The following is a 14,011-nucleotide window of genomic DNA, read 5'->3' as shown; positions in this document are numbered from 1 at the left end:
ACGACGGTCGGGCGAGCGCGATTGGCGGCCTATTCGGCGGGGGTATCGAGTCCCTGGAGTACGAGGGGGTCCGCGCTCGTGAAAGCTGTTTCGCGCTCTCGCTCGCGTCGGCGCACGTGCCAGATCCCCCAACCGATGAGCCCGCCCATCATGGCGAGGGGCAGCAGGCTCAAGAAGATGGTGGAACCGATGAAGGCCTGCCGGTTGGCTTCGTTCGTGCCGACGCCACACACCGGACAGGCACTGGCGACCACCGACACGAGCAGAGCAGCGAGGGCCGCACACGCGGCAACGGCTCGGCGCATCACAGGTAGATCGCCCAGTAGAGGAAGGGCCACAGGCCAACCACCAGGTACCAATAGATCCGGGTGGCGGTCAGGAAGTCGTTCTCGAGCTCGTCTCGCGCGAGTTTTGCGTACGCAATTGCCAGCACGATGAGACCGGCGATGGCGTGCAGCGCGTGGGCTCCGACGATGACGTAGAAGAACCCACCGTGGGTGCTCGAGCTGAGAGTCAACCCCTGCCGGATCAGCTGCACCCACTCGTAACCTTGAAAACATACGAAGCACGCGCCGAGCAGTGCCGACGTCTTGAGCAAGGTCTTCGCGCGCAGCGGCTCGATGCGAAACTGGCGGCTCGCGAAGAACATGGCCACCCCGCTCGCGAGCAGCGCGCCCGTGTTCACCGCCGTCGCTTCGATGGGGAGCCGCGGCTGCCCGATGGGTGGCCAAGGCCCCGTCGCGCTGACCCGGCTCACCATGTAGGCGCTGATCAACGCCGCGAAGAACATGACCTCGGCGACGACGAAGATCAGCATGCCGACGACGGCGTTGGGTGCCACGCCCGCGCGTCGTGGCGTGACTCCCGACGGGCGGTCCAGGTGCGCGGTCAACGTGGTCATCTCGTAGCTCCTCAGCGCGCTCCGTCAAGTCGGCTCAGTGCCCGTGCTCGCCGCGTTTTGCGGCCTCGAGGGCCCGGTGAACCTCGCGCTCCGCGGCGTCGTTCTTCCAGTTGTGCCCCTTGTGTTTCATCACGTCGGGCGCCACGCCGGCGAAGAAGAGGCCCATGAGCGCCACCATCGTCGCCAGCAGATACACGATGTAACGCCGCTCGATGTTGAGGTGCATGAAGTTCTTAGCCACCATGAACGCCTTCACCAGCGCGATGCCAAAGGCCGTGATCAGGGTGAGGAAGGGGTGCCCGAGCATCGGGCCGAGCACACTGGCGACCAGGAGCACGACCAAGATGGCCCAGATCTGCACGTAGTGCATGTCGCCGTGGGCTTCGGCGTGGCCGCCGTGCCCAGCGTGGGCGGCTTTGTGCGGCTTCGCCGGCGGAGGCGTGCTGTGGGCCTTCGCGGGCTGCTTCGCTTTGGGCTTCGGCGGGGGCTCGCTGCTTTTCTTGGGCGGCGCGGCCTCGACTTTGCCGTCGTCGTCGCTCGCGGTCTCGTTGTTGGTCTCGCTCTTGGCCTTGGCCGCAGGCTCGGCCTCGGCTTTGGCAGCAGGCTGGGTTTCGGCCTTGGCATCGCTCGGAGCGGCGTCAGCTTTGGCCGCAGGCTCGGCCTCGGCATCGCTCGGAGCGGGGTCAGCTTTGGCCGCAGGCTGGGCTTCGGCATCGCTTGGAGCCGGGTCAGCTTTGGCCGCAGGCTCGGCTTCGGCCGCGGGCTTCTTCTCCGCGTCGTCGTCGCCCTCGGTTGCGGCAGCCTTCGGCTCTTCAGTCGAAGGTTCGTCGTTCTTGATCTCGTCTTTGCCGGACATTTCCTCGCCTCACTTCGCGATGTAGAGCAGCGGGAACAGGAAGATCCAAACGATGTCCACGAAGTGCCAGTAGTTGCCGATGAGCTCCACCCGCTGCAGCTCTCGGCCCTTGGCCGCGTCCCTCGCCACGATGCCCATGATCACCACACCGCCAATGACGTGCAGCGCGTGCAGCCCGGCGGCGGTGTAATAGAAAGACCAGAACGCGTTCGTGTAGAGCACGAAGCCGTGGGAGATCTCGATGGTCCACTCCACGCTCTTCACGCCGGCGAACGTCAGGCCGCCCAGCATGGTCAGCCCGAGCAGTTTGGCCGCCCGCAGGCCGTCCTTGCGCTCCGCGGCCTGGTGCGCGAGCACCGCCGACAGGCTGGAAGACAACAGCACGAGCGTGTTGAAGGCTCCGATCCACGTATTCGTATTCGCGGCGTAGTTGCCGAACTCGGGATGGCCGATGCGATGCATCACGTACGAAGCCAGCAGCCCGCCGAAGATCACGATTTCCGAGGCAATCACCCACCAGACGGCAAGTCGGCCCGTCGGGATGCCCGTGACACTGCGAGTGGTCGCGATGGGCTTGTTCATTCGGCAGCCTCCTCGGCCGGCGTTTCCTCGCCCTCCGGCGGTTCGTTCTGTGGCCAGAAGTCCTGCTCGCGCCCGGGGTACGCGTACTCGTACGGCCCGCGATACACCGTGGGCAGGACCGGGAAGTTCCCGTGCGGCGGCGGCGACTCAGCCGTCCACTCGAGCGTCGCGGAGTTCCACGGGTTCTTGCCCGCCTTTTTGCCGGACCTGATGCTCTTGGCGAAGTTGTACAGGAAGATCAGCTGTCCGGCGAACATGGCCACCGTCGCAACGGTGGCGAGCGTACGGAGATTTTGCATCTCCGGTCGCATGAGCTCCGGGAACAGGCGGTAGTCGAAGATGCGTCGGTGGTCACCCGCCGAGCCGGTGATGAAGAGCGGGATGAAGATGAAGTTGAACGCAATGATCGTCACCCAAAAATGCAGTTTCCCGAGCCTTTCGTCGAGCATCTTCCCGAACATCTTCGGGAACCAGAAGGTGATGCCGGCGAAGGTGCCGATGATGGCGATGGGGACGAACGTGTAGTGGAAATGCGCGAGCACGAAATAGGTGTCGTGGAAGTAGATGTCCGAACCGCTGGCGCCAAGGAAGATGCCCGTCACGCCGCCGATCAGGAACTCTGCCACGAAGGCCAGAGCCCAGAGCATCGGGGTCGTCAGCCGAATCGATCCGCCGTAGAGCGTGGCGATGATCACGAACATCATCTCGGCGATCGGCACCGAGATGAGCACGGTCGTGACGGTGAACACGTTGGCCATGCGCGGGTCGATGCCGGCGATGAACTGGTGATGCGCCCACACGAAGAAGCTCAGGATGCCGGTGGCAAAGGCCGTGTAGAGCACGGTCTTGTAGGCAAACACCTTCTTGCGGGAGAAGACCGCAATCACGTCGATGACGATGCCGACCGCCGGCAAGAGCACGACGTACACCTCGGGATGACCGAAGAACCAGAACAGGTGCTGCCACAGGATCGGGTCCCCGCCCTTGCTGGGGTCGAAGAAGGCGGTGCCGAGCTGCTGATCGAAGAGCAGCATGACGGCGCCGGCGACCAGCGGTCCGACCGAGGCCATGAAGATGATGCTTGCGAGGGCGATCATCCAGATCACGACCGGGATGTCCGACCACTTCATGCCCGGAGCCCGTGAGTTCATCACGGTCGTCACGAAGTTGATGCCGCCCATCAGGAAGGCGACGAACTCGAGCGCCACGGCGATCAACCACAGCGAAGATCCGGCCGGCGTGAGGTTGTACTGGTGCTTGGCCGAGAGCGGGGGGTACGCGGTCCAGGCGCCTCCGAAACCGCCGCCGGGAACGATGAACGATGCCAGGAGCACCAGGGCGCTGATCAGGAAGATCTGGTAGCTCAGGCGATTCAGCCGCGGGAACACCATGTCGTCGCAGCCGATCATCAGCGGGATCAGGAAGTTCCCGAAGGCGGCGATCAGCACCGGCATCGCCACCCAGAAGATCATGATGGTGCCGTGGTTCGTGACCAGGGCGTTGTACTCGTTCGGGGAGACGACGCCGAAACCCGGCACGGCTTTGCCCGGGAAACCGAGCTGCATGCGGAAGGCGTAGGCGAAAAAACCGCCCAGGACGGCCATGGCCATGCCGGTGAACATGTACTGGAAGCCGATCATCTTGTGATCGGTCGACCAGAAGTACTTCTTGATGAAGCCTTCTTCGTGGTGCGCGTGGTCGTGACTCATGACTCAGTTGGCCTTGGCACTGGCGAGCCGCCGTTGGGACTGCTCGGTGACCCAAGCGGCGTGCGCCGCGGGTGATTCGACGACGATCTTGGCTGGCATGAGCCCGTGTCCGACGCCGCAGATCTCGGCGCACTGGATGTCGAAGGATCCGGTCTTGGTCGGCTTGAACCAACCCATGATGATGCGGCCCGGGACTGCGTCTTGTTTCAGGCGGAAGACCGGCACGCTGAAGCTGTGGAGCACGTCACGGCTGACCAGGTTGAAGTGATAGGTCTTGCCGACCTCGACGTGGAGCTCATCCGACATCCGGATGTCGTCGTCATTTCCGAGCTTGCCGTCTGGCCCCGGGTGCTCGAAGGACCACGCCCACTGCTGCGAGATGATGTTCACCTTCTCGTCGGCGGGCGGCATGGTTTGTTTGACCAGGACCCAGGCCTTGATGGCAAAGACGATGACCAACACGTCGCACACGAGGATCGCGTAGTGGGGATAGCTCACCCACTTCATCTCCTCCTTCTTCTCGCCGGTGATGTACAGCGACTTCCGCCCTGGTTTCTCCCGGAACTTGAAGATGAAGTAAAAGAGCACTCCCTCGGCGACGATGAACCAGAAGCCGACCAAGACCGCGATCAAGGTGATCAGGTTGTCGATCTCGGGCGCATAGCTCGAGGCCTGGGGGATGAGCCATTCAATCATGGTGACCGCTCTCCGGAGTTTCGGGGGTCGAGCTGGGCTCCGCGTTCAGGATGAACAGCGCCACCGCGAGGATGTAGGCCGCGCAGCCGCCTATCGTGAGCCAGAACGTCCACTTCGCGAGCTGCTCCACGCTCATGTCTTTTGCCATGCTGGTTCCTCACTTGGCCTGCGCGATGAACGCCGCGATGTCTTTGGTCGCCTGATCGTCCGGCAGCATGACGGCCTGGGGTCGCATCATTCCGCCGGTGGCGTCTTCTGGATGGGTACCGCGGATCCCAGCGCGGAAATGCATGAGCTGACGTGCAATGTACCAGTCGCTCTGGGCTTGCAGCGGCGGCGCCTTGGTCGCCTCGTTGCCCTCACCCGACATCCCGTGACACGCCTGACAAGGCTTGAACAGCGCGGCGCCACGGGCCGGGTCCGCACCTTCGAGTCGCGCCACGGGCCGGTAGCGCGGCATTGTGGCTACGTACTCGGCGATGGTCTTTACATCGACGTCGTTCATGAGCGACCTGGCGATGGGGCGCATCTGCATGCCGGTCAGGTCGTCCGGATGCGTGCCGCGCTGACCACTGCGGAACTTGAGCAGCTGGGCCTCGACGTACCAGGCAGGCAACCCCCCGATGGCCGGCGTATTGGCGGACGGATTACCAAGACCGTGCGGCCCGTGGCACTGGGTGCAGAGCTGATAGATCTCTGCGCCCGACGCCGTTCCGCCGGCCGGCGCCTGGTCACAGCCCGCGAGCGGCAGCGCCGCAAACAGCGTGGCCGCGGCCAGGGCGAATGCTCGGATCGCCGTTAGAGATCCGCGACGTCTCGTCATCTCTGCACTCCGCATCTTGTTCGGCCAGAAGCTACAGCAAGCAGTGGGGTCTTCAATATGAAATTCACCCGAAACGGCACACTTTCGTGGTTGCTTGGGGGCGATGTGGGCAAGCGACTGTGCCCATTTCACACGGTCGCGCATCGGGCACGACGTTCACGCCGCGAACGCCGGCCACGGAACCCGTTGCGTACGCACAAATCTGGCGTTCGACTTGGCCAGAGCTCCAGGCGGCCCCGCGGGACAAACTCGTGGTTTGTCCGGATGCGGACGTGTGTGTCTGGATACCGCGCAGCGCTGGCGTTTCAAGGCGCGGGTGGCGTTGGCGGAACGACTGGCTGGGTCGGGGGCGGCGAGAGCGGCAGCTTCTTCGGCTCGGGGGCACCAGCGTCCGTGTCGGAGGTGGCCGCGTCCGTCGTTGTCGGAGCCGCGTCTGGCGCTCCTTCGCCGTCGGCTGCGTCCGCGCCAGCATCGGCGTCGGCCGCGGGCTCCGGCGGTGGGGGCGGGGCGGGGGTCGCGGCGGCCGGGTTCTCTTGCAGCGTCTTGACGACGATATCCATGGCTCGCGCGACCGGGACCGTGGCGGTGCCCTTGGCCTTGTCGGCCCAGGCGACGGGCGCCACGAGCTCGCCTTGCTGCTGGAACTTCAGGTCCTTGGCCGGACGCTCGAGATCCACACTTGCTTCGCCGGCCTTCACGTCGGCGGCGTGCGCCGCCAAGGCGGTGGCGGTGAGCCAGCCGGCGACGCCGACGAGGCCGACGGCCACGACGACTGCACCGACCAGACTGCCTTGTTTCTTGGTTTTCTCGGTTGCCATGCGTTTGTTACTCCCGAGCGCCAATCAGAAATTCTCGAACGCCAGCGACTTTTCCAGTCGCGGATCCTTGACGGGGACCAGGTTGACCTTCTGTGAGCTGAAGGCCGCGCCGGCGATGAACAGGCCGAGCACACCCACGGTGCAGGTGATGTCCAGGATGCTGAAGGGAAGACTCTCGGTGTGCATGTGCGGCTTGACCAACCAGAACATGTCCAACCAGTGCACGACCAGGATCCAGACCGCCCAGAAGCCCAGCGCTTTGCGGTTGCGCTTCACGTGTCGTGAGAGCAGCCCGAAGAACGGAACCACGAAGTTCAGGCCGATCATCGCGTACGAGACGGCGCCCCACGGTTCGTGGGACCGGATGTGGTACCACTCGGTCTCTTCCGGCATGTTCGCGTACCAGATCAGCATGAACTGGCTGAAGGCGATGTAGGCCCAGAAGACCGTGAAGGCGAACATCATCTTGCCGATGTCGTGGAAGTGCTCGGTCGTCACGCTCTTGGCGAGGCGCCCGTTCTTCTGGAGCCACATGGTCGTCAGGGCCAAGAACGAGTGGAAGCTGACCACCGCGCCCGCGAAGTAATAGACCCCGAAGATGGTCGAGTACCACTTGGGCTCGAGCGTCATCAGGAAGTCGATTGACGCAAACGTCAGCGTGAGGGCGAGCAGGATCATGCTCGGGGCCGACACTCCCTGGAGCTTCGAGCGGATCTCCGGGGCGCCGGTCTTGTCTTGCTCCAGGCTCTTCTTGAAAAAGAAGCGCGAGAGCAGCGACCAGAATCCGAAGTAGATCACCAGCCGCACGCCGAAGAAGCCCATGTTCAGGTAGGCGGCCTTCTTGTGCAGCATGTGGTCCGCATGCATCTTGTGGGCGTCCGCCCAGATGTAGAGCGTGGTGTCGCCCATCAGCATCGGGATCACGATGGGGAGTGACAGCACGAACAAGAGCGGCATGTTCGACGCCAGCAGCTCTCCGACCCGCCGGAGCACGATGCTCCACTTGGCGTTGACCAGGTGCTGCAGGGTGACCCACCACAGCGCACCGAGCCCGATGCTCAGGATCCAGGCGAAGGCCACCAGATACGCATGCATGAACTCGGTCTTCTGACCGCCCGCGAATCCGAGACCCGCGCTCACCGCGAGCGCGAGCACGCCCACACCGCCGGCGGTCTGCATCACCTTCTGCGCCAGCCCATCCATGCGGATGTTGTCGCCGAAGCTCTCTTCCTTGGCTTGCTTGTTTGCTGTGGCCATATGAGGGCTCTCTCTCACTTCAGGGCGGCGCGCTCGGCGTCGTTGAGCTCGGTGACGGGGGCGCCTTTGCTCTTTTGCAGCGCCCGCAGGTAGAGGATGACGGCCCAGCGGTCTTGCGGAGCGATCTGCGATGCGTACGGCGGCATGTTCCGCACGCCGTGCGTGATGGAGTCGAAGAGCTGACCGACCGGCATCAGCCGCAGGTACTCGAGGCCGAGGTTGGTCGGCGGGACCCACGTGCCCTCGGCCAGCGTGTTCGCACGCTGTGCGACCATTCCGTCGCCGTTGCCGCTCTGGCCGTGGCACGGTGCGCAGAAGATCTCGAAGCGCTGTTTACCGCGCGCCATCGCGGCGTCGTCCAGCTTGAAGTTCTGGGGAAACGTTCGGGTGAACTGGCCATCGAGCTTGCCGGTCGAGAAATGCTCGTCGTCGACCGGGTCGCCCATGGCCACGGTGCCGGGCTCCGGTGCACGCATCGCCATGTTGTCAGGGAACAGCGGGTTGGGCTGCTGCACCTTGAACTTGGCCTGCCAGTCCATGTCACCCATGGCGTGGATGCGTGTATCCGTCGACTTACTCGTGCGCATCTTGGCGAACACAGCTAGCGGAATCAGCGCGGCGGCGCCTGCGATGATCAGCGTCCGGATGATGGCCGGAGGGATACGGTCCGAGGTGGAGTGATCCTCGTTCACTTCGTCGAGCGATGCGGGGTGCGACGACTCGAGCAGCGCGCGGGTGTCCGTCGCGTCGAACAGCTCGTCGGCACACTCGATGTAGAGGAAAAAACGGTCGTCCGTCGCTTTGTCGAACTTGCGCTTGTGGTCGAGGGGGTGCGACGGCTCCGGCAGGTTGTTCAGCGCCAGCATGCCGAACAACGCCGCGAACGCGCTGAAGAGCACCGTGAGCTCGAAGTAGATCGGCACGTTGGCCGGGATGCTCCACATCGGCTTGCCGCTGGAGATGAAGCGATAGTCGAGGGCGTTGGTCCACCACTGCAGCGTGATGGCCGTCGTCAGCCCGATCAGGGCGGCGATCAGCACCAACCACGGCAGGCTGGTCATCTTGATGCCCATGGCCTTGTCGATGCCGTGGACCGGGAACGGAGTGTACGTGTCCCACTTCTCGTAGCCCGCGTCGCGGACCTTCTTGCAGGCCGCGACCAGCTGGTGGGGATGCTCGTACTCGGCGAGCAAGCCGTGCAACGGGCCCTGACTGACCGGGGCGTCCGAAGGCGTCGTGTCCTTGTTTTCGTCGCTCATGGCCTTGCCCTCAGTGGTCGTCCCCGTGCGCGTGCGCGGAGGGGTGGAATGCCTTCACCTCGGACATGGCAACCATGGGCAGGTAACGGCAGAACAGCAGGAAGAGGGTGAAGAACAGGCCGAAGCTGCCGGCCAGGAGGCTGAAGTCCCACACCGTCGGCGTGTAATACCCCCAGCTGGACGGCAGGAAGTCCCGCGAGAGGCTGGTGATCACGATCACGAAGCGCTCGAACCACATGCCGATGTTGACGATGATGCCGACCACCAGAATGACCCAGGGGTTGGTGCGCATCTTCTTCGACCAGAACACCTGGGGGCTGACGACGTTGCAGAAGATCATGCACCAGTACGACCAGGCGTAAGGCCCGAACGCCCGGTTCACGAAGGTGAACATCTCGTATTCACTTCCGCTGTACCAGGCGATGAAGAACTCCATCGAGTAGGCGTATCCAACCATCATGCCCGTCGCCATGATGATCTTGGCCATCAGCTCGAGGTGCCCGATGGTGATGATGCGCTTGAGCCCGAAGAACTGGCGAGCCGGCACGGCCAGGGTGACCACCATGGCAAACCCGCCGAAGATCGCGCCTGCGACGAAGTACGGCGGGAAGATGGTCGCGTGCCAGCCGGGGATCTGCGCCGTGGCGAAGTCGAAGGAGACGACGCTGTGCACGCTGAGCACGAGCGGAGTCGCGAGCGCCGCGAGGATCAGGTAGGCCCGCTCGTAGCGGTGCCACTGGCGGCTCGAGCCTCGCCAGCCCATCGCGAGTACCCCGTAGGCGAGCCGCCGATACTTGCTCGTGGCGCGGTCACGAAAGGTCCCGAAATCGGGGATCATGCCCATGTACCAGAACAGCGTCGAGACCGTGAAGTAGGTGCCGACCGCGAACACGTCCCACTCCAGCGGGCTGCGAAACTGGGGCCACATGCTCATCTGGTTCGGCAGTGGGAACATCCAGTAAGGCAGCCACGGGCGTCCGACGTGCAGTCCCGGGAAGATGCCGGCGCAGATGACGGCGAAGATGGTCATGGCCTCGGCGAAGCGGTTGATCGCCGTGCGCCAGTTCTGGCGCAGCAGATACAAGATGGCGCTGATCAGCGTGCCGGCGTGACCAATGCCGACCCAGAACACGAAGTTCACGATCGGCATGGCCCAGAAGACCGGGTTCATGTTTCCGAATACGCCGATGCCGGTCCAGAACAGCCAACCCACGCTCACGCCGAAGATGCTGAGCAGCGTCAGCGCGATGCCGAACGCGATGTACCAGCCGCGGGGTGGCTTCTCGAGCTCCGCGACCCTGGCGACGTTGTCGGTAATTTGAGCGAACGCATTCGGGCCCTCGGGGGCGGCGTCGAACGGGTTGATGGCGGTGGCTTGGGCCATGGCTCAGACCAGCTCCGGGTTGGGGTTCTTGATGCGGGCGAGGTAACTCACCCGCGGTCGATTGTTCAGCTCGTCGAGCAGCTGGTAGGCCCGCGGTTTGTCGGTGTCCTTGGCGACGGCGCTCTGTTTGTCGTTCAGATCGCCGAAGGCGATGGCCCCGGTGGGACACGTCTGCTGACACGCCGTCTGGATCTCGTTGTCCTTGATCGCGCGCTTGGCGTTCTTGGCGTTGATCTTCGTGTGCTGGATGCGCTGCACGCAGAACGTGCACTTCTCCATCACACCGCGGGACCGCACCGTCACCTCGGGGTTGAAGATCATGGCCTTCACTCGGTGGCGGTCGTTCTCCATGCCGTGCCACGGTGTCGGGCCGACCTTGTCGAGGTGGAAGTTGAAGTAGTTGAAGCGCCGCACCTTGTAGGGGCAGTTGTTGGCGCAGTAGCGCGTGCCGATGCAGCGGTTGTAGACCATGTCGTTCAGGCCTTCGCGGCTGTGCATGGTGGCGCCCACGGGGCAGACCTGCTCACACGGCGCATTCTCACACTGCTGGCACGGCAGCGGCTGCCACACCACGCCTGCGTCGTCCGCCTTGCCGCTGTAATAACGATCGACGCGCAGCCAGAGCAGCTCACGTCCGCGCTTGACGTTGTCTATGCCCACGACGGCGATGTTGTTCTCGGACTGGCAAGCGGTGATGCAGGAGCTGCAGCCGATGCACTTGGCGAGATCGATGGCCATGCCCCACTTGTGGCCGTCGTATTTGACGGGTTCGTCCCAGAGCTGCAGGAGCGGAGGGTGGTGGACCACGTGTTTCGCGAACTCGGGCTCCTTCTTGTATTCCTCGAGGGTCCCCTCGCGCACCAGCATGTGCACCCGGCTGTCGGTGCCCTCGCGACCGGTCGTGTCGATGGCGTGTACGTCCTGCGTCGTGGCCAGCTTCTCCGCGGAGCCGATGCCTTGCACGGAGAGGCCGGAGCCAAAGCGGTAGAGCTTGGTGCTGCGCAGCTTGTACGCGTTGGCGCCGACCGGCGTGGTGGGGGCGATGTCCCCGGCCTGACCGCCGACGATTCCGGCTGACAGGCGCCCGTAACCGAGGGCGACCTTCACCGAGCCCGCCGCCTGGCCCGGCGCGATCATGGCGGGCAGCTCGATGTTCTGCCCCCCGACGCTGAGCCGCACCGGAGTGCCATCGGTGATGTTGAGCGCCGCGGCCGTTGCCGGCGCGAAGAGCGCGGCATTGCCCCAGGTCAGCTTGGTGAACGATTCGGGCAGCTCTTGCAGCCAGGAGCTGTTGGCCCAGCGCCCGTCGTACACCTTGGAGCACGCGACGAGCACGAGCTCGAGCTGACCGTTCTGGGCCTCGAGACCGCCGGCCTCGCCGCCCTCGAGCTTGACCGCCGCGATGGGGCCCAGCTTCGGAGCTGTAACTTCCGTGCGGGCGGGCGCGACACCCACCTGCACGAGGCGCTTCCACTTGCGCTCGTCCGTGTGGGTCTCTTTGTGCGTGCGCCGCACCAGGTCCTTGGCCGACCAGAAGACATCCTCCGTCAACATGCCGACGATCTCGATCGCGGCCTTGCCGCCGAAGAGCGGAGCGATCAACGGCTGCCCGATGGCGAGGGTGCCGTCCCACGACCGGGTGTCACCCCAGGTCTCGAGGTAGTGCGCGAGGGGTACGTGCCAGGAGGACACCTTCGCGGTCTCGTCGACGTAGCTCGTGACCGCGACGCTGGTCTTCGCCTTGGCGTAGGCAGCGCCGAAGTCGAGATCGACCGGCGCGGTGTAGACGGGGTTTTCCCCGAGCACGACCAGGGTGTCGACCTGACCCGAGTTCAGGTCGGCGACCAAGGTCTTGAGCTGCTCGAGCATGCTCGGTGACTCCGCCGTCTCTGTGTAAGAAACAGTGGTGCCGACGTTGCCGAGCAGGGTGTTCATGCGCGCCGCGAGGGCGTGGACCTCGGCCGGCTGGTGGGGGCCTGCGATGATCAGGGAGCTGCCGCGGTGAGCCACCAGGTCCTTGGCCAGTGCCGCCAGGTATTTGGCGACCTTGGCGTCGTTGAGGAAGGCGGCGCTCGGTTTGGGCTGCGCGGGTCCGAACTCTGCCGCAGCGTTGGCGCCGGCGCTGACCGCAGCATCGAGGGCAGCGGCGAACGCCTTCACCAGCTCTGAACGTAACGCCAGGCGGTGGTCCGCCATGCTACCGGCGTGGGAGTAGGCGCTCTCCACGACGTAGAGCCGATTCATCGGGCCGTCGGGGTTGCGGCCGGCTGCCACGGCGCGTGCGTTCGGGATGCCCATCGGGAACGACGGGCCAATGAAGTCTGCGTCGAGGCTGACGATGACCTTGGCCTTCGCGCAGTCGAGGTGCGCCCGCTGCGGTTTGCCGAACGCGAGCTTGGTGCCAGCGCGCTCTTCGTCGCCATTCGCAACCGCGCCGTATACGAGCCACTTGGCCTGCGGATACTTAGTCGCGACCTGCTTCTCGAGGGCGGCGAGCGTCGGGGAGCTGCTCGGACCAGTGAGGATGTAGAGCCCCTTGCCGCCGGCCCCTCGCAGCTTGCTGACCTGCTCCTTGAACGCCGCCGAGAACGCGGCCCAGTCGGACTTCTGACCGCCCTTCTGGACACTCTGGCTGCGATCGGGATCGTAGAGTTCGAGGATGCTCGCTTGGTGCCACACCGTTGCCGCGCCCAGGCTGGCGGGGTGTGCGGAGTTGCCTTCGAGCTTGACCGGTCGACCGTCGTAGCTCGTGGCGGTGAGCCCGACGGCCTGGCCGCCGATCTCCATCGTGGTCGCGTAGCGGCGGGCTTCGCCCGGCACCAGGCCTTCCGGGCGCTTCGCGAAATCGATGAGTTTGTCTTCTTTCCAGCGGCAGCCGGAGAGCCCGGCCAGCGCAAAAGACGCGCCCATCACCTGGATGAAACGACGGCGCTCGGGGGAGCCGGGCTCCTGATCGAGGGGCACACGCCACTCGCGCTCGACGGTCGCCAAGAACTCCGGGTCGTTCTCGAGCTCGGCAACGCTGCGCCAGTACTCGGGCTTGTCGTTCACCTGTGACATGTGGAGCAGTCCTCGGGGGGGTTGATGTTGTTCGCCTTGCGGAACTCCGCGCCGAACGCTGGGCTGGGTTGCGTCCACGTCATGTTCGTCGCCTGTTCCGGTGGCCGGAGGTTCTTTTCGGGCGCCCGGTGACACTCGAGGCACCAGCCCATGGCCAGTGTCTGCACCTGGTGCACTACTTCCATCTGGTCGACGCGGCCGTGGCAGCTCACGCAGCCCACGCCCCGAGTCACGTGCGCGCTGTGGTTGAAGTAGACGTAGTCGGGCAGATCGTGGACCTTGGTCCACTCGACCGGCTTGTTCGTCTTGAAGCTCTCGCGGATGGCCTCGAGCTTGGGGCTGGTGGCCCAGATCCGTGCATGACAGTTCATGCAGGTCTCGGTCGGGGGCGTCGCGGCGTGCGCGGCCTGGTCCACCGTGTTGTGGCAGTACCGGCAGTCGATGCCGAGCTGGCCGGCATGTAATGCGTGGCTGTACGGAACGGGCTGTTTTGGCTGGTATCCGATATCGGTGGTCTTCGGGGAAAACCCGAACCACACCGCGAAGATCAGATAGACCGGGGCAACACCGAGTACGACGCCGGCCACTTGCCGGGTTTTGTTTGCCCATCGCGGGAACGTGAATGGCTTCATCGCTTCGACCCTGAGCTGGTTCGCCCAGGCCGCG

The 14,011-nt window shown here is 64.6% G+C and carries 14 protein-coding genes; all 14 read right to left on the bottom strand.

Going from position 1 to position 14,011, the window contains the following annotated elements; all coding sequences use genetic code 11:
* Window positions 1–29: 29 nt before the first annotated feature.
* The 14 genes from IPI67_03315 to IPI67_03250 all read right to left on the bottom strand — a co-directional run bounded on the left by IPI67_03315 (window position 30) and on the right by IPI67_03250 (window position 13,977).
* A complete protein-coding gene (locus IPI67_03315) occupies window positions 30–305 on the bottom strand; it encodes a hypothetical protein (protein MBK7579213.1) in 276 nt (91 codons plus the stop codon).
* Entirely contained in the window at window positions 305–901 is a 597-nt protein-coding gene (locus IPI67_03310; GenBank protein MBK7579212.1) for a heme-copper oxidase subunit III, read from the bottom strand. Before IPI67_03310 ends, IPI67_03315 begins: the two co-directional genes overlap by 1 nt.
* A gap of 34 nt (window positions 902–935) precedes the next feature.
* Complete coding sequence (locus IPI67_03305) at window positions 936–1,757, bottom strand: cytochrome C oxidase subunit IV family protein (protein ID MBK7579211.1); 822 nt, start codon at window positions 1,755–1,757, stop codon at window positions 936–938.
* A gap of 9 nt (window positions 1,758–1,766) precedes the next feature.
* Window positions 1,767–2,339 (bottom strand): cytochrome c oxidase subunit 3, encoded by a 573-nt coding sequence (locus tag IPI67_03300; GenBank protein MBK7579210.1) that lies wholly within the window; start codon window positions 2,337–2,339, stop codon window positions 1,767–1,769.
* On the bottom strand, window positions 2,336–4,048 hold the full coding sequence (locus tag IPI67_03295) for a cbb3-type cytochrome c oxidase subunit I (GenBank protein MBK7579209.1): 1,713 nt from the start codon (window positions 4,046–4,048) through the stop codon (window positions 2,336–2,338). Before IPI67_03295 ends, IPI67_03300 begins: the two co-directional genes overlap by 4 nt.
* Window positions 4,049–4,051: 3 nt before the next feature.
* Window positions 4,052–4,744: a cytochrome C oxidase subunit II gene (locus tag IPI67_03290; GenBank protein MBK7579208.1), complete on the bottom strand. Its 693-nt coding sequence runs from the start codon at window positions 4,742–4,744 to the stop codon at window positions 4,052–4,054.
* Window positions 4,737–4,892: a hypothetical protein gene (locus IPI67_03285; protein MBK7579207.1), complete on the bottom strand. Its 156-nt coding sequence runs from the start codon at window positions 4,890–4,892 to the stop codon at window positions 4,737–4,739. The genes IPI67_03290 and IPI67_03285 overlap by 8 nt, the downstream gene beginning before the upstream one ends.
* Before the next feature lie 9 nt (window positions 4,893–4,901).
* Complete coding sequence (locus IPI67_03280; protein MBK7579206.1) at window positions 4,902–5,567, bottom strand: c-type cytochrome; 666 nt, start codon at window positions 5,565–5,567, stop codon at window positions 4,902–4,904.
* Between the two features lie 305 nt (window positions 5,568–5,872).
* Entirely contained in the window at window positions 5,873–6,385 is a 513-nt protein-coding gene (locus IPI67_03275) for a hypothetical protein (GenBank protein ID MBK7579205.1), read from the bottom strand.
* A gap of 24 nt (window positions 6,386–6,409) precedes the next feature.
* Window positions 6,410–7,642: a quinol:cytochrome C oxidoreductase gene (locus IPI67_03270; protein MBK7579204.1), complete on the bottom strand. Its 1,233-nt coding sequence runs from the start codon at window positions 7,640–7,642 to the stop codon at window positions 6,410–6,412.
* Window positions 7,643–7,656: 14 nt separating this feature from the next.
* Window positions 7,657–8,901, bottom strand: a complete 1,245-nt coding sequence (locus tag IPI67_03265; GenBank protein MBK7579203.1) for a DUF3341 domain-containing protein — start codon at window positions 8,899–8,901, stop codon at window positions 7,657–7,659.
* 10 nt (window positions 8,902–8,911) lie between these two features.
* Window positions 8,912–10,285 (bottom strand): polysulfide reductase NrfD, encoded by a 1,374-nt coding sequence (gene nrfD, locus IPI67_03260; protein ID MBK7579202.1) that lies wholly within the window; start codon window positions 10,283–10,285, stop codon window positions 8,912–8,914.
* Window positions 10,286–10,288: 3 nt separating this feature from the next.
* Window positions 10,289–13,345 (bottom strand): TAT-variant-translocated molybdopterin oxidoreductase, encoded by a 3,057-nt coding sequence (locus tag IPI67_03255; protein MBK7579201.1) that lies wholly within the window; start codon window positions 13,343–13,345, stop codon window positions 10,289–10,291.
* A complete protein-coding gene (locus tag IPI67_03250) occupies window positions 13,333–13,977 on the bottom strand; it encodes a cytochrome c3 family protein (GenBank protein MBK7579200.1) in 645 nt (214 codons plus the stop codon). Before IPI67_03250 ends, IPI67_03255 begins: the two co-directional genes overlap by 13 nt.
* Window positions 13,978–14,011: the final 34 nt, after the last annotated feature.

This window comes from Myxococcales bacterium, from assembly GCA_016706225.1.
Taxonomy (GTDB): domain Bacteria; phylum Myxococcota_A; class Polyangia; order Polyangiales; family Polyangiaceae; genus JADJKB01.
This window is presented reverse-complemented; position numbering and strand designations above follow the sequence as displayed.